General features: G+C 39.4%; 22 protein-coding genes and 1 riboswitch. Of the genes, 5 read left to right on the top strand and 17 right to left on the bottom strand.

What is annotated here, in order from left to right; translation table 11 throughout:
* Positions 1 to 11: 11 nt before the first annotated feature.
* The 5 genes from LC040_02960 to LC040_02940 form a co-directional block, all read right to left on the bottom strand.
* Positions 12 to 320, bottom strand: a complete 309-nt coding sequence (locus tag LC040_02960) for a PadR family transcriptional regulator (protein WLR51886.1) — start codon at positions 318 to 320, stop codon at positions 12 to 14.
* Positions 321 to 795: 475 nt separating this feature from the next.
* Positions 796 to 1,128 (bottom strand): DUF86 domain-containing protein, encoded by a 333-nt coding sequence (locus tag LC040_02955; protein WLR51885.1) that lies wholly within the window; start codon positions 1,126 to 1,128, stop codon positions 796 to 798.
* Positions 1,125 to 1,412, bottom strand: coding sequence for a nucleotidyltransferase family protein (locus tag LC040_02950; protein WLR51884.1), 288 nt, complete (start codon positions 1,410 to 1,412; stop codon positions 1,125 to 1,127). The genes LC040_02955 and LC040_02950 overlap by 4 nt, the downstream gene beginning before the upstream one ends.
* Before the next feature lie 306 nt (positions 1,413 to 1,718).
* Positions 1,719 to 1,853 carry a hypothetical protein gene (locus LC040_02945; protein WLR51883.1) on the bottom strand — a complete coding sequence of 45 codons (135 nt, stop codon included), beginning with the start codon at positions 1,851 to 1,853 and terminating at the stop codon, positions 1,719 to 1,721.
* Between the two features lie 264 nt (positions 1,854 to 2,117).
* On the bottom strand, positions 2,118 to 2,597 hold the full coding sequence (locus LC040_02940) for a hypothetical protein (GenBank protein ID WLR51882.1): 480 nt from the start codon (positions 2,595 to 2,597) through the stop codon (positions 2,118 to 2,120).
* Between the two features lie 188 nt (positions 2,598 to 2,785).
* Between LC040_02940 and LC040_02935 the strand changes: the two genes are divergently transcribed.
* A complete protein-coding gene (locus tag LC040_02935) occupies positions 2,786 to 4,018 on the top strand; it encodes a hypothetical protein (GenBank protein WLR51881.1) in 1,233 nt (410 codons plus the stop codon).
* A gap of 95 nt (positions 4,019 to 4,113) precedes the next feature.
* Here LC040_02935 and LC040_02930 read toward each other — a convergent pair whose 3' ends face one another.
* Together LC040_02930 and LC040_02925 are read right to left on the bottom strand one after the other, a co-directional pair.
* Positions 4,114 to 4,638, bottom strand: coding sequence for a fructose-bisphosphate aldolase (locus LC040_02930; protein ID WLR51880.1), 525 nt, complete (start codon positions 4,636 to 4,638; stop codon positions 4,114 to 4,116).
* 85 nt (positions 4,639 to 4,723) lie between these two features.
* Positions 4,724 to 5,278, bottom strand: coding sequence for a hypothetical protein (locus LC040_02925; GenBank protein ID WLR51879.1), 555 nt, complete (start codon positions 5,276 to 5,278; stop codon positions 4,724 to 4,726).
* Positions 5,279 to 5,413: 135 nt separating this feature from the next.
* On the opposite strand from LC040_02925, the gene LC040_02920 reads away from it, so the two are divergent.
* The gene (locus LC040_02920) at positions 5,414 to 5,803 is read left to right on the top strand and encodes a (deoxy)nucleoside triphosphate pyrophosphohydrolase (protein ID WLR51878.1); all 390 of its coding nucleotides are present in this window, start codon (positions 5,414 to 5,416) and stop codon (positions 5,801 to 5,803) included.
* A gap of 60 nt (positions 5,804 to 5,863) precedes the next feature.
* On the opposite strand, the gene LC040_02915 is transcribed toward LC040_02920, so the two are convergent.
* The 3 genes from LC040_02915 to LC040_02905 form a co-directional block, all read right to left on the bottom strand.
* A complete protein-coding gene (locus tag LC040_02915) occupies positions 5,864 to 8,770 on the bottom strand; it encodes a DEAD/DEAH box helicase (protein ID WLR51877.1) in 2,907 nt (968 codons plus the stop codon).
* A 47-nt stretch (positions 8,771 to 8,817) separates the two neighbouring features.
* The gene (locus LC040_02910; protein ID WLR51876.1) at positions 8,818 to 10,740 is read right to left on the bottom strand and encodes a 3'-5' exonuclease; all 1,923 of its coding nucleotides are present in this window, start codon (positions 10,738 to 10,740) and stop codon (positions 8,818 to 8,820) included.
* A 100-nt stretch (positions 10,741 to 10,840) separates the two neighbouring features.
* Entirely contained in the window at positions 10,841 to 11,026 is a 186-nt protein-coding gene (locus LC040_02905) for a hypothetical protein (protein WLR51875.1), read from the bottom strand.
* A gap of 96 nt (positions 11,027 to 11,122) precedes the next feature.
* Positions 11,123 to 11,223, top strand: a riboswitch (TPP riboswitch).
* A gap of 80 nt (positions 11,224 to 11,303) precedes the next feature.
* Between LC040_02905 and LC040_02900 the strand changes: the two genes are divergently transcribed.
* Positions 11,304 to 12,584, top strand: a complete 1,281-nt coding sequence (locus LC040_02900; protein WLR51874.1) for an acetylornithine deacetylase — start codon at positions 11,304 to 11,306, stop codon at positions 12,582 to 12,584.
* A gap of 75 nt (positions 12,585 to 12,659) precedes the next feature.
* On the opposite strand, the gene LC040_02895 is transcribed toward LC040_02900, so the two are convergent.
* Positions 12,660 to 13,016 (bottom strand): hypothetical protein, encoded by a 357-nt coding sequence (locus tag LC040_02895; protein ID WLR51873.1) that lies wholly within the window; start codon positions 13,014 to 13,016, stop codon positions 12,660 to 12,662.
* A 73-nt stretch (positions 13,017 to 13,089) separates the two neighbouring features.
* On the opposite strand from LC040_02895, the gene LC040_02890 reads away from it, so the two are divergent.
* Positions 13,090 to 13,494, top strand: coding sequence for a DUF4830 domain-containing protein (locus LC040_02890; GenBank protein WLR51872.1), 405 nt, complete (start codon positions 13,090 to 13,092; stop codon positions 13,492 to 13,494).
* A 13-nt stretch (positions 13,495 to 13,507) separates the two neighbouring features.
* Positions 13,508 to 14,257 (top strand): AAA family ATPase, encoded by a 750-nt coding sequence (locus LC040_02885; protein ID WLR51871.1) that lies wholly within the window; start codon positions 13,508 to 13,510, stop codon positions 14,255 to 14,257.
* Positions 14,258 to 14,357: 100 nt separating this feature from the next.
* On the opposite strand, the gene LC040_02880 is transcribed toward LC040_02885, so the two are convergent.
* The 6 genes from LC040_02880 to LC040_02855 all read right to left on the bottom strand — a co-directional run bounded on the left by LC040_02880 (position 14,358) and on the right by LC040_02855 (position 22,496).
* Positions 14,358 to 15,218, bottom strand: a complete 861-nt coding sequence (locus LC040_02880; GenBank protein WLR51870.1) for an Rpn family recombination-promoting nuclease/putative transposase — start codon at positions 15,216 to 15,218, stop codon at positions 14,358 to 14,360.
* A 140-nt stretch (positions 15,219 to 15,358) separates the two neighbouring features.
* A complete protein-coding gene (locus LC040_02875) occupies positions 15,359 to 15,619 on the bottom strand; it encodes a hypothetical protein (GenBank protein WLR51869.1) in 261 nt (86 codons plus the stop codon).
* Between the two features lie 64 nt (positions 15,620 to 15,683).
* On the bottom strand, positions 15,684 to 16,010 hold the full coding sequence (locus LC040_02870; protein WLR51868.1) for a hypothetical protein: 327 nt from the start codon (positions 16,008 to 16,010) through the stop codon (positions 15,684 to 15,686).
* 53 nt (positions 16,011 to 16,063) lie between these two features.
* Positions 16,064 to 16,597 carry a hypothetical protein gene (locus LC040_02865; GenBank protein ID WLR51867.1) on the bottom strand — a complete coding sequence of 178 codons (534 nt, stop codon included), beginning with the start codon at positions 16,595 to 16,597 and terminating at the stop codon, positions 16,064 to 16,066.
* 36 nt (positions 16,598 to 16,633) lie between these two features.
* Positions 16,634 to 16,888: a hypothetical protein gene (locus LC040_02860; protein ID WLR51866.1), complete on the bottom strand. Its 255-nt coding sequence runs from the start codon at positions 16,886 to 16,888 to the stop codon at positions 16,634 to 16,636.
* Positions 16,889 to 17,411: 523 nt separating this feature from the next.
* Entirely contained in the window at positions 17,412 to 22,496 is a 5,085-nt protein-coding gene (locus LC040_02855) for a DNRLRE domain-containing protein (protein WLR51865.1), read from the bottom strand.
* Between the last annotated feature and the right edge of the window lie 84 nt (positions 22,497 to 22,580).

The following is a 22,580-nucleotide window of genomic DNA, read 5'->3' as shown; positions in this document are numbered from 1 at the left end:
GTCCACCTCATTCATTCCTTGATTTCCTTGAATAATTCATATGCCTTCGCTCTTGCTTCTGTCAGAACCTCATCGCCCTTCTCTGTCGTGCGATAATACTTCCGAATCTTCCCTTCCACATTCACTTCTTCCTTCTTCAGCAGCTCATCCGCTTCCATATTGTGCAGAATCGGATACAGCGTCCCTGCGCTTATATCATAGCCATGCTCACGCAGTTCCTCTAACATCCACGACCCATAGATCGCCTCCTCCTTCGCATGATGCAGGATATGTATTTGAATAAATCCTAAAAACAACTTCCGCAACACTTTATTACTCATCCCATTCCAACCCCTTCCAATAACGAAACTCTATATCGAATTTCGATAATAAGTGTATAATCATCTGCAAGAGATTTCAATGTTTGTAATGTAAATTGTTTGTTAACGTTAAGCAGCGAAGACAATCCTTCAGTGATTTAGCACATTAATAGTAGCTATCAATGCTGTACTTCTTGCATGAACGAAGTAGTTATGCAGGAAAATAAATGGTAAAATGAGGATATAAATGAAAGAAATAAAAGAATTGAAAAGACAAAAGTCAGAAGAACAAAATAGAGAAGAATCCAAACATCTTATAAATAGAAAAGTGTAAATTCGGTTATGTGCACGAAGGCTCAATCCTTTCTCCACCACACTGCCAATAATAATAAGGCGTTTCTGCTTGTTCCAGAAACGCCCCCGATAGTGAAAGAGCAATTTTTATAGTTAAAAGATAAACAGGCTTTAGATTTTTTAATCCAAGCCATTAGATATTCTAGTATCGCTCAAGTAAATCACTTATCTTATCTTTCAAAAGTGGTATTTCTTTCTCAACCACGTTCCATACAATTCCGTTATCTACTCCAAAATAATCATGAATTAAAACATCTCTTAATCCTGCCATCTCACGCCAAGGTACATGGGGATGATGCTTTCGAAACTCTTTTGATACATGTTTAGTTGCTTCCCCAACAATTTCTAAATTACGAATAACCGCATCTTGAATTAGTTTAGAACTAAAAAAATCACTTTCGCCATTCGGTATATATGATTCAATATTTTCTATGCACTCCAAGATATGAAGCAAATAGATTTTGTCATTCTTCATAATTGAATAGCTCCGTTTAACACATCTTCTTTCATACTCCAATGAAGCGAATTTTCTGTTACAACATCGACTTTAATTCCGAGTAAGTCTTCAACCTCTTGTTTAAACCGAATCAAGTCAAACAAACTTCTTCCTTCCTCAAACTCCACAAGTAAATCAAGATCACTTTTAGGTCCATCTTCGTGCCTTGCAACAGAACCGAAAACACGAACATTTTGGATACCATGATTATCAGCTAATTTCAAAATTAGCTCACGCTTTTCTTGAAGAACATCATATAACATAAAGAATCCCTCACATTCTTCATTACTCTTAATAATATTATATCATGTCTAAAAAAGCGTCTGTGCATATTTAACAATCACTTTCCAAATATCTTTCCTTGTTGCAGAAACGCACCCGTTACTTTAAGTGTATTTATTCACAATTTATTGATAATCAAAAAAATAAAGGATGAATGACACAATATCTCATCCAACCTTTTTCTAATTTGTTATAAATTTTTTTAGTAACTTTATATCCATATCATGCTCAGCTACTTTTACAGCTACGCTTTCGACACTAGTTTGCTTTTCAGTGTTACTAGCAACTTACTCAGCCACGTTATCTAGTTCTTCTATAATAACTTGTTGTCCACCTTCAAGCCTTTCCAAACGCTCACTTAATGGTTGTAGCTTTTCGTCTAACAAGGATGAAAACATTTGCATTAATTCTTTATTTTCCATATCCTCACCACCTAGATTTATTATACCAACGATTTTTTAGCTTGTTCAACACTCGCCCTATGTTGAAGGTCTTTTGATTATGGATATAACGCCATTCTTTAACAACCGCTGAACCAACACACATTTTTCCACCAATACGATAAGAAATCTACATTGCTGTGAAGAAAAATGTTGCAATCCTAAAAGTCATAGTCAAAATACTGATTAACAAAATCAGTCATAGGGTTGCTGTCATCTTCATTTTCTATTACATCTAAATCAAAATCATAAAAATATAAATATGCAATACTTTTTTTTCTCATCCGATGTCCCAATCATTCCAAAGGATTTCGGAAAGTGGGTGTAGCTTTTTTCATTTCCTTTCACTACGTTAAAGGTATAACTGTTGACTGGAAATTCATATTCCGGCATAGAATATCTTTTTTCATTTAAGAATGTATAGTTTTCTGTTAATCTCTCTGTTTCGCTTTCATATGTTTTATCCTCATATTTAACAATTAATGCAACCGAGTTAGCTTGAAACATAAGCATTGTTTTACGCGTATGCCTATATTCGATATTTTCATATTCAGGTAGCTCATCAAGCGTAGGCATCATATCTTTTGCATGTCGGTCAAGGTTCGTTCCAGTGTTTAGATAATCTTCTATATCCGTACTTGTCTTGCTGCACCTTGTCATACTAAGTGAAAATAGAATCATGATCAAAATGATAAATAAAAGCTTTTTCCTTTTCAGAATTGCCACATTACTTTCCCCTTCCTTCAATCCAAAGCCCTTGGTACAAATTTCGTTCCGCTTTGTTTGGTAGCAAATCACAAGAGTTCCTTCCCCGTTCTTATGAAAACATAACCAATACATCGACATCTGCCGTTTCTATAGAATTGATAATCTCATAAACTATAGCAAACAAATAAGAAAGGATATGTATGAAAATGACTAATTGTCCAACGCCGGGGCCTCATCAGAATTGGATTTATCAACCTAGCAACACCTTTTTTTTCTTAGGAGACCAAAATGCTAGTTACTATATTTTCCCTTATGAAGTGGATTCCGACACAGAGATTATGATCAAAGGACGATATCCCTATGTAAGACATTTTTCCTTCACTGTAGCTAATAGTCCAACCCATCGTTTAGTTGATTCAGTAGCGGGGCGCGAGTTAATTCCTGATCCGGGAAGTACGAACCCCTTTTTGCCTGGAGCGAATTGGGATGCACCAAACCGCAACTATACGTTGAAAATCCGTTTCACCAGCCCTCCAGAGGGATCTGATCATTTTGTTCCTGCTGCGGGTAATAATGTTATCTACGCAGGAACTTTAGAAAATGGGCAACCAAATAGACCTGGGGGGCTGATTATATTAAGAATTTACGTTCCAAGTATGGGCTATGATAAAACAGGAGGTGTCGATCTCCCCTTCATCACTTACTGTCCTTCAAACAAAGGTGACAGGCATCTATCCCCTTCCTATGCCGAAAATCAAGAAGGTTATTATCCTTCCGAAGGATTTTTCAATACAAGTCAACCGAACAACGATGAAAGGAATGAGGAGGATGTTGATGTTTATAGTGATTTCAACAATTTCACCAATCATAATAAGAGAAGAAACAAGAAGGTGGATCATGGGCAAAGCTGTGATTTAACCTGGAGACGTTTCAAACCAGAATTTGCTCAACCTGAAGGGAATACGGTCTATATAGCTTCCAATCGAATTGCCAGAGATCCCGGCAAGTTGTTGCTTATTCGCTGGAAAGTGCCTACATTCCCGGATACGTATCATAATATTGGAATACTAGGTAATGAAGACATGCAATATTGGAGTATGAGTTTCATAACACCAATTGGCCTGTTAGGATTCTATACAATCTCAGATTATCAGACAATTATTGATGAAAAAGGCTACGTGAATCTTGTTATAAGCTTTGGAGCCCCGCGCCCGTCATGCGTAACCCCTGAAAATGGATTTACATGGGTTGACGCCAGCCAGCTCCCTTACGTACCTCTGTTCCTACTTTATAGAAACAATCAAATATCTCCGAATTTCCCGTATACAGCAGAGGATATACCTAAGAACGTCATCGTCACACCGCAAGACATGGGCAAATATTATCCATGCGGCAAATATGTAAAGCCTAATTATTTTAATTCATGTTGCGATGATTAAAAAATATCTAAAATAGTTCTTTATCCGTGGAAAAGCCGCCTATTTTCAGGTGGCTTCTTCAACGATTGCACCCGTTCACACAATAAGTCCGAACTTTAGTGAACTGTTTTTGGGCTATCATTGCTGTTGAATTGAATTATATCGCCAACTTTATATTCCCTTTCCATGCTTTCTCCTTTTTCAGTCTCTAAATGAATTGAAATCACCAAGGAACTAAAAGCCTTCTTAATTTCCTCTTCATTTAACCCTTTGGAGTAAAAAACGAATTCCTCCCCATATTCAGCAAAATTTTCACTATCGTTATTTTCATAACCGTCGCCAAACCAATATCTATCTTTATTATCGATTGTGTTTATAGCCTCTCTCCAACTATTATGTGTTGGAAGCTCAACTTTTCGTTTAGCTTTGGGTGAATGTTCCACTTCAACATGAAAAGTGAATTTGCGAAAATCTTCTATTGCAGGATTGTCTAAACCTCGCGTTCCAACATATTCAAATTCTTCTTCACTTAGCTCTGAAACAGCTGCTTCGATAATGATTTTTTGTTTCTCTGAATTATTACAAGCAGAAGTCATCAAAAGTAAAATTGATAAGAAGAGTACTACCCATAAGTTCTTCAAATATTCCCCCACCTCCCATAACTAATGTACCATTAAATGCCATTATGTTCTTCAACCATTTCTGCCTATTTACTTCAATAAAAACTTAATTAATTGGTGGCCTTGGAGCGATGATTTCTCCATCTTTGGACAGTGCTTTAAAGGAGTAAGGAACGACATCACCTTCAGTCTTGAGGAAGAAAAAACGTTCTCCACCTGCCCCAATGAAAGGAAGATCTTGATATTCTTTTCCCTGAGCCTCTACTATAATTTTTTCAACATTAGGATTAGAGACCATTCCAAAATAATAAGCTATTCGTTCACCCACTCCTGATGCACCCCATGTTACTCCTTCGTTTTCTTGAGGATAATAAGCTGTTGCTAGTATTCCTTGTTCTCCCTTATCATTTATTAGGTGCCATGTGCCAAGCCAATTTTGTTCCAGTTTCCCGACAAACAGGGTATTCTTATTTCTAAAAAATGTTAACCATTCATTATTAACTTTTTTTACAGCATATACTTCCTCTGTTGATGGAAAGAAATTTTTTGTAGCTCTAAACACGTCATTATTATTTGGTGGCTGATGATGATTATAAAAAAGAAATGATAACGAGCAAATTATTAGAAATACAAGGCTAAGAACGATTTTTTGAATATACATCTCCTCCCCACCATTAGATTTTACCATATAAATCCATCAGTTATGAGAAGCAAGAATACAACGTTTGCAATGTGAATTGTACGTTAGCTTTTGTTGTGGTAGGCTTTTTTTGAATAGCTATGGGGAGTGAACAAGTTGAAACAAGTGAAAGTTGTCGGTGCTATAATTGAAAATGACCAAAATGAAATCCTCTGCGCCAAACGAAGCGAAACAATGAGCCTGCCAAACCTTTGGGAGTTCCCAGGTGGAAAAATTGAAAACGGCGAATCACCACAGGAGGCCCTTCGCCGCGAGATTGCGGAAGAATTGAATTGTCAGATTGATGTCTTCGAACAGGTGGAAGATACAACCCACCAATATCCGAAGGTAATCGTTCGTCTGATTACATTTAAAGCACGTATTACAAAGGGAACACCAGAAGCGAGAGAACATGCTGAGTTAAAATGGGTGAAGCGTGATCAACTGAAAGAGTTGGAATGGGCGGAAGCGGATGTGCCGGCTGTTGAACGATTGTGTGGTGAATAAATTGAAAAAGGCAGGGATGCAGACAAACTTACTCTGCTCCCTGCCTTAACTTAAAATCTATTATGACATTTTTGAATCATCTACAAGATATTGATACAACTTATAGTCAACCGAATGCTCTAAAACCATATTCATTCGCACCACCGGAATTGTTTTTCCGTTCTTATTTTTCATTTCTGCTTGTTCAACACTTTGTTGATCAGGTCTTGCTTTTCCTAAATAATAAAAGTCGCTACCCTCATCATCATCTTTCTTCACAAAGATATGAATATCATTTTGTCTCTCTCCGGCCTGTACAATTTGTTGAACTTCTTCTGATTCTATCTTTCGGTTACTCCTTGTATACCATTTTAGAAGATTCTGATTGAGAAATTCATCCCCATAATTCACACTAGCTTCGACATCTTCATTCTTATGATAGGTAATAAAGATAGGGCTCGTTTGATGCTTTGTCTTATAGCCATACACAGTAGAACTTTCATCATTTCGCCAGTTTAGCAGCTTACATACATCTTTTCTTGAATACTTTTTATAAAGTGTGAGTTGGGAATTACAATCATACAATGTACTTTTCTCTTTCGCACTTTTAATAATATCTTCGATTAAAAGGTTGAAATAAGGATTTAAAGCGAGCTGCTCTCTAATTTCATTGTTAAATGAATATTGCCTCTCTTCATTTAACATTACAATTGGTTCTTCACCGTATTTTTTTCTATACACTTGTGTGAAGAAGGAAAGATTCATAACATCTTCGACTGATGCTAAAGTTCTTTCATCTATACGGCAATTCTCTTCACTTAATTGTTTCAAATATTTATCATGTGTCACTTGTTCTTCCTTTAACAAAAGCTCTAATAACACAATTTCATGCTTTCGCTTACCATTTAAGATTTCAAGCGATAACATCGTTAAGACTTGATTTTCATAAGAGTTAATTGTTGGAACTTCTTCCTTCATCCTTACAAGTAATTGATAATAATTCGAATACTCTTCTGCAATTACAACCGGATCAATGGAATGATTTATAATAAAATCATACAAATAAGGTACTTTTCCTATTCGATTTTTTAATTGCTTATAAGCTTCTTTTAAGATTTTTGCCGATGTTAATTTTGTTTTATTAATTGCATTAAATATTTGTTTTTTAGCTACTTCTTCAAAGTTAACTGTAGAAACACCTTTTAAATAGCTTGTATCCTTCATTCGCCTGCGAACATTATCCTTGTTATAAGACCTGTCACCCGAAAGAGCGATTGGGATTAGAAAGTTATTCTTGTAATTTCCGATAAAATCGATGACTGTAACAAAATCCTTAGAATCATGCAGACGTAGCCCTCGCCCTAACTGCTGGATAAAGATAATACTTGATTGAGTCTGCCTTAGCATCACTACTTGATTAATACTCGGTATGTCAATACCTTCATTAAAAATGTCAACTGTTAAAATATAATCAAGCTCTCCATTTTCTAACTGATTAACACAATCGCTTCTTTCTTCCTGTGAATGCTCACCAGTTAAAGCAAAAGTACGAAAGCCTTTTTCATTTAATGCAGCTGATAATTGCTCTACTTCTTTTTTTCTACTGCAAAACATTAACCCTCGGACTTTATCACCTGAATATCCATAGTAGTGAATTTTATCTATAATATGATTAACACGCTCTTCAGTCACAAGAGTAGATAACAGAGTAGTGTCATCAATAAGTTCACCATTATGTTCAAAATCCGTTACTCCAAAATAATGAAATGGAGTAAGGATATTTTCTTCAAGTGCTTCTTGCAAACGGATTTCATAGGCAATATTGTAGTCAAACAATTCATAAATATTAAATCCATCTGTTCTTTCTGGTGTGGCAGTCATCCCCAGTGAAAATTTCGGTGTGAAATAATTAATCACTTTATGATAAGAACTTGCTCCAGCCTTATGAACTTCATCAATTAAAATATAGTCAAAATAATTAGGTTCAAATTTCTCTAAATAATCTGTTTTCGATATTGTTTGAATGGTAGCAAAAAGATATTTAACATTTATCTGTTTATTAGTTCCTGATAATATTCCAAAGTCTTCTTCTACACCGCCGAGCACTTTCTTAAAATCTGACATAGCCTTTTGTAAAATTTGCTCACGATGGACAATAAAAAGCATTCGCTTCGGTGCAAACCGACGAACATCAAATGCGGATAGATACGTTTTTCCTGTTCCAGTTGCTGAAATAATCAAGGCTTTATTTTGTCCAGCTTCACGTATTGATTGAATACCTTCAAGAGCTGATTGCTGCATTTTGTTCGGCTTAATTTTCAAAGCTTCTTCTAATCTATTCACTTTATAAGAGACAGGAAAATCAATGACTTGGTCCATCGCTCTTTTATCAATAAGAGGCGTAAAGCTTCTTTCATACGCTCCTATCCACTCTTCTGTTAACTGTTCTGATTCTTTCCAAACATCTTCAAATTGATTAGAAAAATGGTTAATAATCTCACCATTTTCGTGAGAGGTTAGCTTAATATTCCATTCATGATTTATTTTTAAAGCATGGGCCGTCAAGTTGGAACTGCCTACAACTAAAGAATGATGGGTTTTATGTTTAAAGATATATCCTTTTGAATGAAACCCTGTTAAGTTAGTCACCCTTACCTCTACATTTTCAAGTTTCATTAATTCTCTAAAGACCTTCGGTTGATTAAAGCTCAAAAATGTAGAAGTTAAGATTTTCCCTCCAATACCTTTTTGCTTCAAATCAAGGAAGTATGACTTAAGCATCGCTAATCCACTTTCTGTTATAAATGCTACCGAAAACATAAAAGATTGACAGTTTTGAAGTTCCTCAATTAATGGGATTAATACATTTTCGTTCTTTTTCGTATTATTCACTAGTAACTTTGGCGTATAGCTACCAAATTCGTTATAACTTTGATCAATAAATCCCTTATGCAACGATGCTGATAAATTTTCTATAAACCTGGTCATGTTCGCAGTCTACTCCTACATTTTATTCAAGATTTACTTTTACTCTTTTATGAATACTCGCCCTTTATTTCACATACTCGTTTTATTTCCCCCCGCTCCCCCAACACCCGCTCAAAATACCCCGTAAACGCCGACACCCCACTATAACTCACACACAAATACTCCGTCGCCCGCGTCATGCCAATATACAGCAGCGACACTTCCCGCTCCTTATCTTCTTCAAGCGCAAAGGGCATGTTGTTGACATTGATGATGAATACGGCCTGGAAGTCGAGGCCTTTGCTGCTGTCGATTGTGCTGATTTTGATCTTGCCGTCGTTCTTTTCGAATGAGCGTTTGGATGCTTCGTTTTCGGTCAGCCAGTAGTGCGGCAGGCTGTGGCGCTGGAATGTGCGCTGGACGGTTCCGATAATGTCTTGGCCTTTGGCGCGTTTAACACGGTAGAGAACAAGCATGTCATCATATGGAACGTTCTTTGTTTCGTGCAGTTTTTTCATTTGGCGTGCGACCATTTCGATTTCTTCGCGCAAGCTGTTCGCACGGTAGATCGCTGGTTCTGGTCCCTTGCGTCGCGTGCTTTGCGGTGCGATAATTTCTGTTCCGTCCACTTCTTTACTGACGGTTTTATCCTTCAGATGCGAATTTGTCTGATAGAAACGCCATGCAAAGTCTACAATTTGGGACGTGTTGCGGTAATTAATGGTGAGCACCTTCGAACGACCTCTGAAATCAAGTCCTGTGTCCTGGACATAGGAGCGCTTGCGGCGGTAAATGTTTTGTGCGCGGTCCTCAACAAGAAGCAGTGATTTCGTTTCAGGGTTCAGCAGCTTGCTGACGAGCTGAAGCCATTCTGGTGCGAAGTCCTGACCCTCATCAATTAGAATCGCATCATATTTCGGAAAGATCGCTTCATTGTTCTCCAGCTTCTCTATAATCCTAGCAACCTCAAAGTCCTTCACCTTTAAATCATGCTTCAGCCATGCATGAAAATTCCGCACGATAATATTACCTGTCAGGCCATCATTCTGCTTATTCTCATCATAATCCAGCAAATCCTCTGGTTCATTAAGCTGGTGGATAATCATCTGCTTAATGTTCTGTGCAAGCGAGATGTTATAGCAAAGCACAAGCACCTTCCAATCAGGATGCTGTTTGTTGAGCATCTTGGCACGGCTTGCGAGAATCAATGTCTTACCGCTCCCCGCTACGCCGCGGATAAGCCGGTTCTTATCCCCAAGCTGTTTCGCCAAGTTTTCCTGATGCAGATCCATCGTCTTAATATCATGCAGAGAAAGCAGAAGCTGATCGCGATACGGCACCCGCTCCTTGAATTCGGCACTAATCCGCACTTCAGGAAACAGATGATAACGAATCGCTTGAATCTCATCATCCTCCAGCGGCTCCTTCAATCTGAACGGAACAGTGAACATATTTAGAATCTTCTCAATCAAGTTCTCTTCAGAAAACAAGTCAGAATCGGGATCAATTTCATCACGCGTTAAGCAGAAGTTCGGGTCAATGACACTGTACAGCCCATCCTCCACTAACTGCCGCTGATACAATCGGGTGAAAACCGCTCCCCGCCCGCACGGAAATTTCAGATGAAAGCGATACTTCCCTTCTGTTTGTATCAGCGCCTTATCCTTTTTCAATTCATCAACAAGATGAAACATATAATCTCTTGCCTGCTTAATCGGACTCTTCACAACAGCCTGCTCGCCTTTCTTATTGACGATTGTCCACTCATCTTGATTCAGCTGCAGCAAGGTCCCGCGCGTATAGTCCTTCACCTCCAGCACAATTAAGCCAAGGTCAGGGCCTATAATGACAAAGTCAGGCCGCTTCCCTCTTATCTCCGGTTCAAAATAAACGATATAATCATCTGGCAGGAACCGCTTCAACGTCTGAAATAACAGCCGCTCCCCCGCAGTTGCTGACGTCCGAATCCCCTCTGGAACCATATATGCCATCCGTTTCACCTCATCTATGTACCTTCAAAGCTAGTCATTTTTCCCTATTATACCAGAATATTTTCCTATTTTCGCCATTTTTCTTCAATAAGCATTCCGATCACTTTCCACAGGAAAAATGCCAATTAAAAGCAAATAAATCCTTATCAACCTGCGGCGTACCATTCGTCTCGATACAAGCGTTAACCGCAGCATTAATCTGCATATGATTGATAACGGAAGCCGCAATGAAGAAGAGAATGATGAGCACTGCGGCGGTGATGATTTGTTTTTTTCGAGAATTCAATTGTCTTCCTCTCCTTCTCTATTTTGTATAGGTATAGCATACAAGCTTTGTCGTCTGGCCGACAACATGGTAAACTATTTTCATAACTTCATAATCCATCATCACTAGGGGTGCCTTCTGGCTGAGAGAGACGATTGTCTTAACCCTATGAACCTGATCTAGCTCATACTAGCGAAGGGAAGTGGTACGAAACGGGCGAATGACGCCTCTACATATGTTGATACTTCAACCACTTTCAATTCGAAAGTGGTTTTTTTATTGAAAGGAGAAGAATCGATTGAATACAGTGCTTGCATCAATTATTGAAAGTGTTGAGGAACGACAGGAACAGTTAATTGATTTGCTTGAAACGTTGATTCGCTTTGAAACACCGAGCCCGCCTGCGCGGAATACGTCTGAGGCGCAAGCGTTCATTGCGGACTACTTGCGGCGTCTAGGTTTTACCATTGATCAGTGGGACGTCTATCCGAACGATCCGAATGTTGTTGGAACGTTAAAGGGAACAGACTCTGAGACATACAACAGCCTCATTATTAACGGGCATGTGGATGTGGCGGAGATTGATGAAGGTGAAGCGTGGGAAACCGGCCCGTTTGAACCTGTTGTGGGGGACGGCTATGTGATGGGGCGCGGTGCGGCTGATATGAAAGGCGGATTGGCTGGTGCATTGTTTGCCCTTCAGCTGCTGAAGGAAGCTGGGATTGCGCTTCCGGGAGATTTGTTTTTCCAATCGGTGATCGGGGAGGAAGTTGGTGAAGCTGGCACGCTTGAATGCTGCAAACGCGGCTATGATGCAGACTTTGCGGTGGTCGTTGATACGAGTGATCTGCATATTCAAGGGCAAGGCGGTGTAATCACGGGCTGGGTGACAGTGAAGAGCCCGACAACACATCATGATGCGACGAGAAGAAGTATGATTCATGCGGGCGGCGGTGTGAACGGCGCCAGTGCAATTGAAAAGATGATGAAGCTGATTGATGGCCTGCAGGAGCTTGAACGTCATTGGGCAGTGACGAAGTGCTATCCTGGCTTCCCGCCTGGCTCAAACACGATTAATCCAGCGGTCATTGAAGGCGGACGACACCCTGCTTTTATTGCGGATGAATGCCGTTTATGGATAACGGTTCATTTCTATCCGAATGAAACACATAAGCAAGTCGCAAAGGAAGTGGAAGAGCATTTGCTCCAAGTTGCAAAGGGCGATATTTGGCTAAGAGAGCACCCGCCAACGTTTGAATGGGGCGGGTCATCGATGATTGAAGACAAGGGAGAAATCTTTCCATCTCTTGAAATTGACCCTGAGCACCCAGGCATCCGCTCCCTTTCCCGCTGTCATACGGCAGTTATGAACAAGGAAGCCATTGTCGATGTCTCTCCAACCGTTACGGACGGGGGCTGGCTTGGAGATGCCGGGATACCAACAGCGATCTACGGTCCGGGAGACTTAACGAACGCCCATGCGGTCAATGAGAAGGTGTCGATTGAGCAGCTTGTTGATTTTACAAAGGTAATGGTTCAGTTCATCTATGAATGCTGTCATTCAACGAAAACAACTTAACAGCTCACGAGAACTTGCTTCGGCAGGTTCTCATTTCCACTTATTGCGGTACAGCCACATGAGTACCCCTCTTTCCTACGTTAAATATCTTTCAAACCATTCTCTTGTCAACTTAGTCAATTGCTCCATATGCTCAAGAAATCTGTGGGTCGCACCTTCAATGACAATAAGCTTCGAATCCTCCGTCAAATAGTCCATCCCTCTTCTTGACCGTTCAAGCAGCTGACGTTCTTCTTCATCATTGTCGCCGTGAATGATAAGGACAGGACAGCTGACACTCTGCAACAGCTCTTGTTGATTGATTTCTTCAAAGTCAAGGAGCATTTGCTTCTCAACCACTACCGCTTCTCTCGATGGCGTTTTCATTGTAAAACAGCCTGTCCTCTCCAACTCAGCTAGTTTACTCGAATTTCGAAAGGTGATACTTTCCATTTCCACCACTCCTTTTCTATTATGAAACCATTTTCTCTGTCTGTTCGTCTACTTAAATGGGAGGGAAAATCCTTTGAAGAAATTATTCGCTTTTCTAGTTTGTTTCGTTGTTGTGCTGGTGGGATGCAATGCTGAAAAACAATTCCCCGAAGAGCATCAAGCCTACCTCAGCACATACGGCTGGGAAATTGCTGAGCAAAAGAGCAGTGAAACGAAAAAAATTAATTTATACCCTGAAGCAATCGACATGATAAAACGGGCGGGGTTAGACCTTGAACCGTATAAAGGAAAAGAAGCTACAATCACCACCTACCGGCTGAAGGAAAAGCAAGCAACAGGTGATGAGATGTATGCGGTACTGTATGAAATCAATGATAAACTAATAGGTGGCTACGGCTCGCTTGAAAACTGGGCTCCAGGGCTGTTTGCCTTAGACGATAAAGAGCGATTGATAGATGATGATGTATTGAAGCCATAAGCAGGAGGTTCATATGATTAGCAATCAGTATTTACGCAAAGTGGAATTGAAACGGGCTGAGATTCCTTCTTTTGCACGCTATCCCTTTCAGCTTCCCGTTGTAAAATCTCTTTCTGAACTAAGCTTTCATTCTAAGGTGACGTATCTGATTGGTGAGAATGGAATGGGGAAATCGACGCTGCTTGAGGCGATTGCGATTGCGGCGGGATTTAATCCAGAGGGCGGGACTTTTAATTTTAATTTCACAACGGCTGATACTCATTCTGAGCTTGAAGAGTATTTGCGCTTAATAAAAGGCATTCGCAAGCCGAAAGATGGGTTCTTCTTGCGGGCAGAGTCATTTTACAATGTGGCGACAAATATCGAAGAAATGGACCGAGACCCTGAAGGCGGAAGTCGTGTCATTGATTCATTCGGCGGAACCTCTCTTCACGAGCAGTCGCATGGGGAAGCATTCTTTGCGACATTTTTGCACCGCTTTCGTGGGAGCGGGATCTACATACTTGATGAACCTGAAGCGGCTCTTTCTCCATTACGGCAGCTTTCGATGCTTGCAAGGATTCATGAATTAGTCGAAGATGATTCGCAGTTTATTATCGCAACCCATTCACCTATCTTAATGGCATACCCAGATGCGAAGATTCTAGAGCTGACCGAGGAAGGAATCACTGACACGGCGCTTGAGCAAACTAATCACTACTCAATTATGAAGCAATTCTTCGAAGACCGAGAACGCCTGCTTCATCATTTGCTTAGAAAATGAGGAGGGACAAAGGTTATCCCTCACTCATTTGAAAACAATCTGACTCATGCAGTCAAAAAACGCTTGAGCCAATGCCCAAGCGTCTCCCCCTTTTCATTATTTACTTCAGTTTCTCGATTTCCTCTTCTGACAGCTCTGTAATTTTCTTAATCTGCTCAATTGAAAACCCTTCACGCAGCATTTTTTCAGCTACCTCGTACAAACTTGATTTCCTGCCTTCTTCTCTGCCTTTCTTATGCCAAGATGTTTCAATCTTCATAACAGCTTCCTCCTCTTCTTGGGGTAAGGTGGTAATTTCAGCTTGAAGTGTGACTTCTTCTCGTTCACTTAACTTCAAGTATCGTTCAAAAAAACCAGTAAGCAGGGTCATTCGGGCATCATCCAGCTCCATTTTGACGAGCATGCGCAGAAATTCCTTCTTCACTTGCACACGTTCAGCCCTGTTGTAGTTCATTTTACTGAGCAATGCGGCTGCCGCGGGGTTGGGGGCGTTCAAGTAGTCGCGCCAATCAAGCTTTCGCAACTCTAACTTATCAAAGGCAAAGCGCAGTACCTCTTTAAATGGGAACTTTACTTCAAACATATCCTGCTCTTCATAGTTCTCATCATAGCTGAACACAGCAACAGGTAAAATGGGGGTGCGATGCTTTTCATACAGCCGGCTGAAGTAAATGAACATCCGCTCGTTAAATGCCTTCTGGACATAGCTTTGCGGCTCGACATGGATAATCACAATTGCTTCATCCTTCTGCAGGCGAACCTTTGCCAGCAGGTCAACACGACGCTTTTCTCCTTCTAAAATATCCGTGAACAGTTCTTCCGATAGAAAGGTTACACGCTGAAAGTCAACTGCCTCTGCGACATGCGGAAAAAACGCTGTAAAAAACTCTTCAAAAAACGTTCCTAATAGCTCCTTAAACCAACGGTCATGGTCCTGATATGAACTTTTCAACTCATTCAATTAATCAGTTGCTCCTTTCTTTTATTATACAACATACTCGGGAAAATCCATGCATTTGAAAGAGTAATCGAGGAATACAAAGTGGAAATTTCAAGGGGGTATCTATACCTTTCGAGTTGTTTGTCAAAAGTCCTTCTGCTTTATGTGAAAAGCGCAATCATAATCAGCCCAACAATACTAAGAAAGAACACTCCAAACAACGTCAGCCAAGCTTTCAAGAGAATTGAGCCATTTTTCAGGTTGCTTCTATGCTCTACTTCAGGGGAAGATAAGTTTTTTATTTTTCTATCCCACGCTCGTTTTCCTTCTTCTGTAAATTGAAGCCAGTAGACTAACAACACTCCACCGATAATAAGTGAGCCCTGGGCGACATATTTAAGAACGAGGGTAAAGCTGTCCATTTTATCACCTCACCTTAGAAATTCAAAAGCAAATATGGTCGGATTAAGCCAAAATAGAACGTCATCAAAAGACTACCAACAAAATTAGACCGATGATTAGATAGAGCAATACACCTGCCGCAATAATCACTTCCTTCCTAATCTCCTTCATCAGCTCTTCTTTCATTCCTTGTTCCTCATCAAGAGCACCATTATCGCGAATAGGGTGAAATGGCAGCCTCAATAATCTGCTCATTAGGAACATAAAGATATTCTTCATTCCTCTACTACCAGAAAGTAGTGACACTTTATACAAAATCGAAAACAAACAAATAAGTAACACAAAAAAGCTTAGGATGAGCGTAATAATCCCCATCAGCTCTTGCCCTTGTGGCGAAAGGTTTGACGTCATAACAACCTCCCTCTATTTCTCTTTGACCTTATACATGTATACAATCAACCAGATTAATAATTTGAGCACTCTTTTGAAGACAGTACCTTGTAATCAATTATATATTTAGAATGAGGAAGATATTTAATTACAAAACAATCATTTTTCATATTTCTTTCGATACCTTTCATAGGCAATTGAAAAGATTCGTTTTTTATTTGTACATAATAGTAGTCAGGACCATTTGATATATTTGTAGCTTTTAATTCACTAGGAATCCCTTTAATTACTGTAAAATCTCCTTGTAGATAATCCTTTACATCAAGAAAACCACCATACATAATCCCAACCAAAACTCCTGTCAAAAGGAAATATCCGAACCTTTCAAATCCAAATCCTCTTCTAAATAAGATAATGAAAGCGATTATGATATTAGCTGTTAACAAAGAATACTGTATAATGAACGCTTGATTTATTGCAAAATATGACTCGTGAAGGATAGAAACGAACAATCCAACCAAAAGAGAAATACGCCATAAGTTGGACAACACTTTGTCTACTTTTGATTTATTTCGTTTTAAATTTTCAATAGCCTTTACTTTAATCACCTCAAACCAATCCTTCTAAACAAAAGTTAGGCTGAATTAGACGACAAATAAAACAACACCAAACGCAAAAATCAGCATACCCACTAAAAGTAAAAGAGCTTTTGTTAGGTAAAAGGAACGGCTCATACCTTTTGCAAACAAGTTATTTTCAATCCTAGTGCTTCTTCTTTTTTCCCATTTCTCTTTCTCTTTCAAATGCTCTTGCATTGTGTATTTGAACAAAGTAAGCAAAAAGAAAGTCATTCCACCTAAAATAAAAAAAGAACTAACTATATACTTTGACACCATCATCACCCTATTAGAATAAAATGAGTGTAGCCCGTGTTATCATTCACGGGCTAACATGACTAGTTTATTTCGCAACAAGAGCCAAGCATCAAGTCTGGTATAAAAGATATACTCTACTAGTATTTTTTATAATTTTATATCCTGAGATCGTTAATGGAATTGAAATAATTTGCGCCACTCCAACAATCTCCTTCTATTTCTCTTTCACCTTATAAACGTATACAATCAACCAGATGAAAAGAAATATCCAATACTCTATATCACTGATAAGTAAATCAACGATGTGAAAAAAAGTTATCTCTTCCTTTGAAAAATAATCCGTCAAGATAGTGATTAAAAAATGCCAGAGTAACACTAGACAAACAATAAAAGTCGCATACGATTCTTTTCTCTTAAATTTATTCCGAAAAATAATCAAAGCCATGATGAACAATATAGAAACAATGACTATTGTCAAAGTTAACCCTGAAAAAAACATCCTTTACTCACCCTTTATAATAAAAAAAGGGCAATAAATGCCCTTTTTTTACAATATTCTGTAGGTTATCCATTTACCAATTGTACGACTACTATATCTTTTAGATTTAATTCTATTTGAATAATACTTTACCCATTTTGCAATATCCCCAGAAATGACACCAGCAGCCCAAGTGATTCCACCAGAGATCCAAGGGTTCGAAAAGTTTCTAGATGCGATTGCAGCTTGACCTGTAATGACAACTCTAAACCACCATAGTGACCAGTCTAATTGAGAAGTATGCTTACTAAAGTATAAAACAACTGCATCATGAAGGTAGGTCAGTGCCCAAAAAGTTGCAGTATATCCTATTTTCTTAATTAGGCCACCCAAAGATTTAATCCAAGACCATATATTTCCTGTTGGGTCATGGTACATGATCGGGTTATTTTTCACATAGGCATACCTGTTTAAACTTAATGGATCATTTTCAAGCCCTTGAAACGTATCTCTAGTCAAGAAACGCCCTGTATCAGCATCGTAATAACGAGCCATCAAGTAATAGTAGCCTGTTTCGTCATCATAGCGATATCCGGCATAACGGTATGGGTTCTCTGCAGCCATTGTTCCTGTTTGTGAAAGAATGTTACCCCATGCATCATATTGATACTCGGCAACAATATTTCCGCTTTCATCTGTTAAGGCTGTGACATCACCGTGACCGTTGATGTGATAGAAATATGTTGTACCGCCTTTTGTCATTGTCACTGGTTGATTTTGTGCATTATACGTGTACTCTGCAACAATGTTATTGCTGTCATCTGTTTCATAGAGGACGCGGTTTGAATCTCCATCATAATGGTAGTGCGTTGTACCAGTTGATGTTGTTTTGCTGATGCGTCTTCCTTGTTTGTCGTACTCGAATGATGCGAGTGTTGTATTTGTTGCGTCTTTCACCTCAATTAAGCGATTGTTTTCATTGTAAATGAATGTTTTCTCGCCATTATCAGTTAGGTTGCCGTTTGCATCATACGAAAATGCTTGTCCATCCACAGCTGTTAGTTCATTTGCTGCGTCATACGTGTATGTTGTTGTCGTTGTGCTTGCGCCATCATCTACGATTTTCTTTGTACGGTTCCCAACCGCATCGTATTCATACGAAATGGTCGTACCGTCTGTTAATGTTTCTTCTGTTAGCTGATTTAACGAATCGTATTGATAAGCGACCGTACCATCTTGTGTGTCAACGCTTGTAATATTTGCATTGGCGTCATAGCTGTAAATGAAATAATTTAACACATTACCATTTGCATCATAATTCTTAATTGATTGCAGCTGGTTTGCTTCATTATATTCATAAGCTGTATACGTACCGTTTGCATTCTTAATCGATGAAATGTTGCCTCGTTCATCATATGTGAAGTTAGCAAGGTTGCTGCTGTTTCTAGATAGGGCAACTAACTGATTCAACGGGTTATAGCTCATTCCAACTGTATCCGTTGTTGCTCCAGCTGTGATATCAATTGATGTGACATTTGCATTATTGTCATAACCATATGCAATTGAATTGGAAGAGCCTTTATCAATTTGCGTCACACGGTTATTTTTATCGTACATATACGTTTTCGTGTTGTTGTTTTCATCTGTAATTGCTGTCACATTGCCGTTTGCATCGTAAGCAATGTCCCATTTTGTCACACCATTATATGCAACAGAGACTAAACGATTCAGGGCATTATACGTATATGCAACCACATCGCCATTTTCATACGTTACCTTCGTTAGATTACCGTTTTTATCGTAATCATAAGAAGTAGCTTGATTTAATGGGTTTATAAAGCTCGAAACTTGGTTAAATTCGTTATAGTTGTAGTCTGTTGTATTATTTTTGGCATTCGTAACGGATGTGCGATTGCCTACCCCATCATAATTATAAACGGTCTCATTTAATTTAGGGTCAGTAACTTTTGCCAATTCATTGTTGGCATTGTAGTTAAAGGACGTTGTGTTTTGCTTTCCATCCGTAATACTTGTGACATTTCCAACTTCATCATAGCCAAGTGAAACCGTATTTCCAGCCGGGTCCTTCACTTCTGTTACATAATTTTGGTTGGCGTCGTACGTGAAGTTTGTATGCGAAGCTCCCTCTTCCAAGCGCATTGCATCAAACCATGCTGTACCTGTTTGGTCATAGTAAAAGTAATATACATCGATGGAATCGAACGCTTGCGTTGGGTTTACTTCTGCCGCTACGTGCTGCCAGCCAGCTTTCCCAGGGTCAAATATGTTCGCATTGGACCAATCAGTCGAACCATCTGTGTGACGAATCGCAATTTGAATGTTGTAATAGCCGCCATTTACATTAGCATTTTGCTGTTTTGACCAGCCTGACAATGTAAAGGAAGAATTGCTGTCACCTGATACATTCAGATGCTGTTTCACAAACTTATTAACGCCTGCTTCACCAGTTAGCTTGAATGAGTTACTACCTACATACACTTCAGTTGTATCCAAACCATCAGCTGCTGCTAGGTTACCGCTTGTTGTCCAGTTATCAGCGCTGCCGTCGCCATTAAGATCACGTTCAAAGCTTGAATTTTCAACAAAGTTGTACGCACTCACCACAGTTCCTTTTTCAAGCTGGATACCATCGAAGTACGCTTCACCTGTTTCAGCAGCATTTACTCCGACTGATACTTGAATTTGATCAGTATTTGCTGGGGCATTATCAGCAACTAAATGCAGTCTTGTCCAATCATTCGTGCCTGAGATGCCATATGAGAACTTCTGTCCTAGCCATCCACCAGAAGCATCATAGTAGTCTACTTTAATGAATGCTTTTGAATCTGCTGAGACTGTTTTCACAAACGTGCTTGCTACATACGTTTCACCAGCATCAAAGCTTACCTTCTCAGACGTTGCATTTGCATAGCCGGTTGAATTTGAAATACGAAGAGCTTTCTCACCAAACTTGCTTGTTGCATTCCAATCGTATGTCGCAGTTGTTCCAGATTGCGTCACTTGATACCAATTATCAGGCCAATTATCTGCGTCAGCATCTAATTCATAGCTTGAATTGACAATTAGATTATCTGCTACAGACATTGGGTATGTTTTGTATTTCAAGTTCCCAACACTGTTATATCTTTTTGAAACAGATTGGGTATACGGGTCAATCGCTTCTGTTTGATTACGGTTGTTGTCATAATCAAAAGAGCTTACATTGTTCTTAAAGTCTTCTGCTTTGGTAAGGTTATTTTCATTATCATACGTATATTGAGCTGATTCACTTTCCGGAAGCTGAACATTTATGATATTTCCATTTTCATCATATTGATACACAAATGCGGCTGTTCCGTTTGCTTCATTTTCATTCGGCTGAATGATTTGCGTTAAGTTATTGTTATTATCGTAATCATACGTCGTAACAGCTTGATTGTTTGCATCTAACGGGTTCTCCGTTACTTGAATGATATTGCCATTCGCATTATACGTGTAATCGACACGACGGTTTTCTCCATCGATGACAGTTGTCACGTTGTTTGCAGCATCATATTGATACTCAGTTGTACTTGTTGTTGCTGTACCGTCGATTGTAATAGGACGCTCAATGGATGTGATTCGGTCTGAACCATCATACCCAATTGTTGTCGTAATGTTACGAGCATCAGTTATGCTAGTCATGTTGTGAGCAGCATCATAATCATACGTTGTGCTGTTCGTCTCTGCATCGATTACTTCGATTAAATGACCAGTCGCATCGTAGTTATACGTGATTGTGTTATTTGCTGGGTCAGTCACAGTTGACACGTAGCCATCACCGTTATACGTAAGTGTCGTTGTTCGACCAGATGCATCTTCAATTGTTGTTAAATGACCATCTACATCATACGTGTACGTGAGGGCATTGCCATCTGGGTCGACAACTGAAGCTAATTTCCCAGCACTATTGAAGTTCATTTCTGTCCCTTCAGGACGCGTGATCGTGTACGTGCCATCTCCATTCTTGACGAGGTCAAGATAGATGCCGCCAGCAGCTTCATAGCCGCCGCCAATTTTTTCTCCAAAGATATGACGTGTTCCATCTCCATCAATAAGCGTAATCGGACCGCTTCCTGAATCCACTAATTGCTGTTCAATAGTGCTTGTCCAACCGTAGCCAAACAATCCAGCGTATTGTGATTTGCGGCTGTTATATGTGCGAGAAAGCTTCACGTCAACACCGAGACCTGGAATTTGAAGGTCTGTTTTCTGCTTTACGTAGTTCCCGTTTGCTGGATTCACACCGTCTTTCGTATTCATCCAGAATGATTCCATTCCGATTGGATCGACTGTGTAATTAATCGTAATTCGTGGCGTATTTGAACCACTATTTACCGTGTTAAATGTACGGTATGGTGAAGATGCTTCATTCTGCTGCTTCAGCATCATCCCATAATTCGCTTGCACGCCGTTGTACCAATCTTTACTCAGCTGTGTAATATCCCAGCTCCAATAGTCATTAGCTGTACTGCTTGTAACTGTTGATTCTTTCGCAGAACCAATGGTTGGCTGTGAATTCCAAGTAACCGAACCCGTCCAATCACTTGTCACACGATATAAATCAACGGAAGCTTGTTGACCATCACTATTGGTTTGGTAGGCATTAAAGGATGCGTCTGTAATACTGCTGTCACTTGGAAGGCTTGGAAGATAGAAACGAGTCAATCCTCGCGTCTTTCCAAAGTAAGAGTTATATCCCGTGTGCATGTACGTGTTGCTTGAATACACAGAATCTGCAAAGCTACTTGCAATAAAGTTATCTCGAATGACATTCCAATCATTGATTGTCGGGTCAATTGTTACAGGGTATGCTGTCTCTTCAGCGTTTAAGAAATTTTCATCAGCAATGACATCTACGAGTGTCTTACCTTGTTCTTCGTAAAGCTTCAAGCTCACGTTGCTTGAATACTTCCCATTGGCATCTGTCATAAAAGGTGTTTCAAAGAACCATTGTGGTGTTCCTTTCTCATCTTTCATGATAATTGTGCCTTCTTCATTTGTTTCAGCCTTGTATCCATTTAGCTTTAATTCAAATGTGTATGTATTCGTCGAAGGCTTGCTATTTAGAATGATGTCTTCTTTAACAGCATCACCTTGTACATAATACCGCACATCCGCATTTTCAAAGAGTCCTTGATAAGTAACATAATTATCTGTTACTTCACCTCGAACGGAATTTGATTGAACGGGCTTAAG

Origin of the sequence: Bacillus tianshenii, assembly GCA_020524525.2 — a bacterium.
In the GTDB taxonomy this organism is placed as follows: domain Bacteria; phylum Bacillota; class Bacilli; order Bacillales; family Bacillaceae_N; genus Bacillus_AV.
Note: the sequence above shows the minus strand (reverse complement) of the source record. Positions and strands in the feature narration are given on the sequence as shown.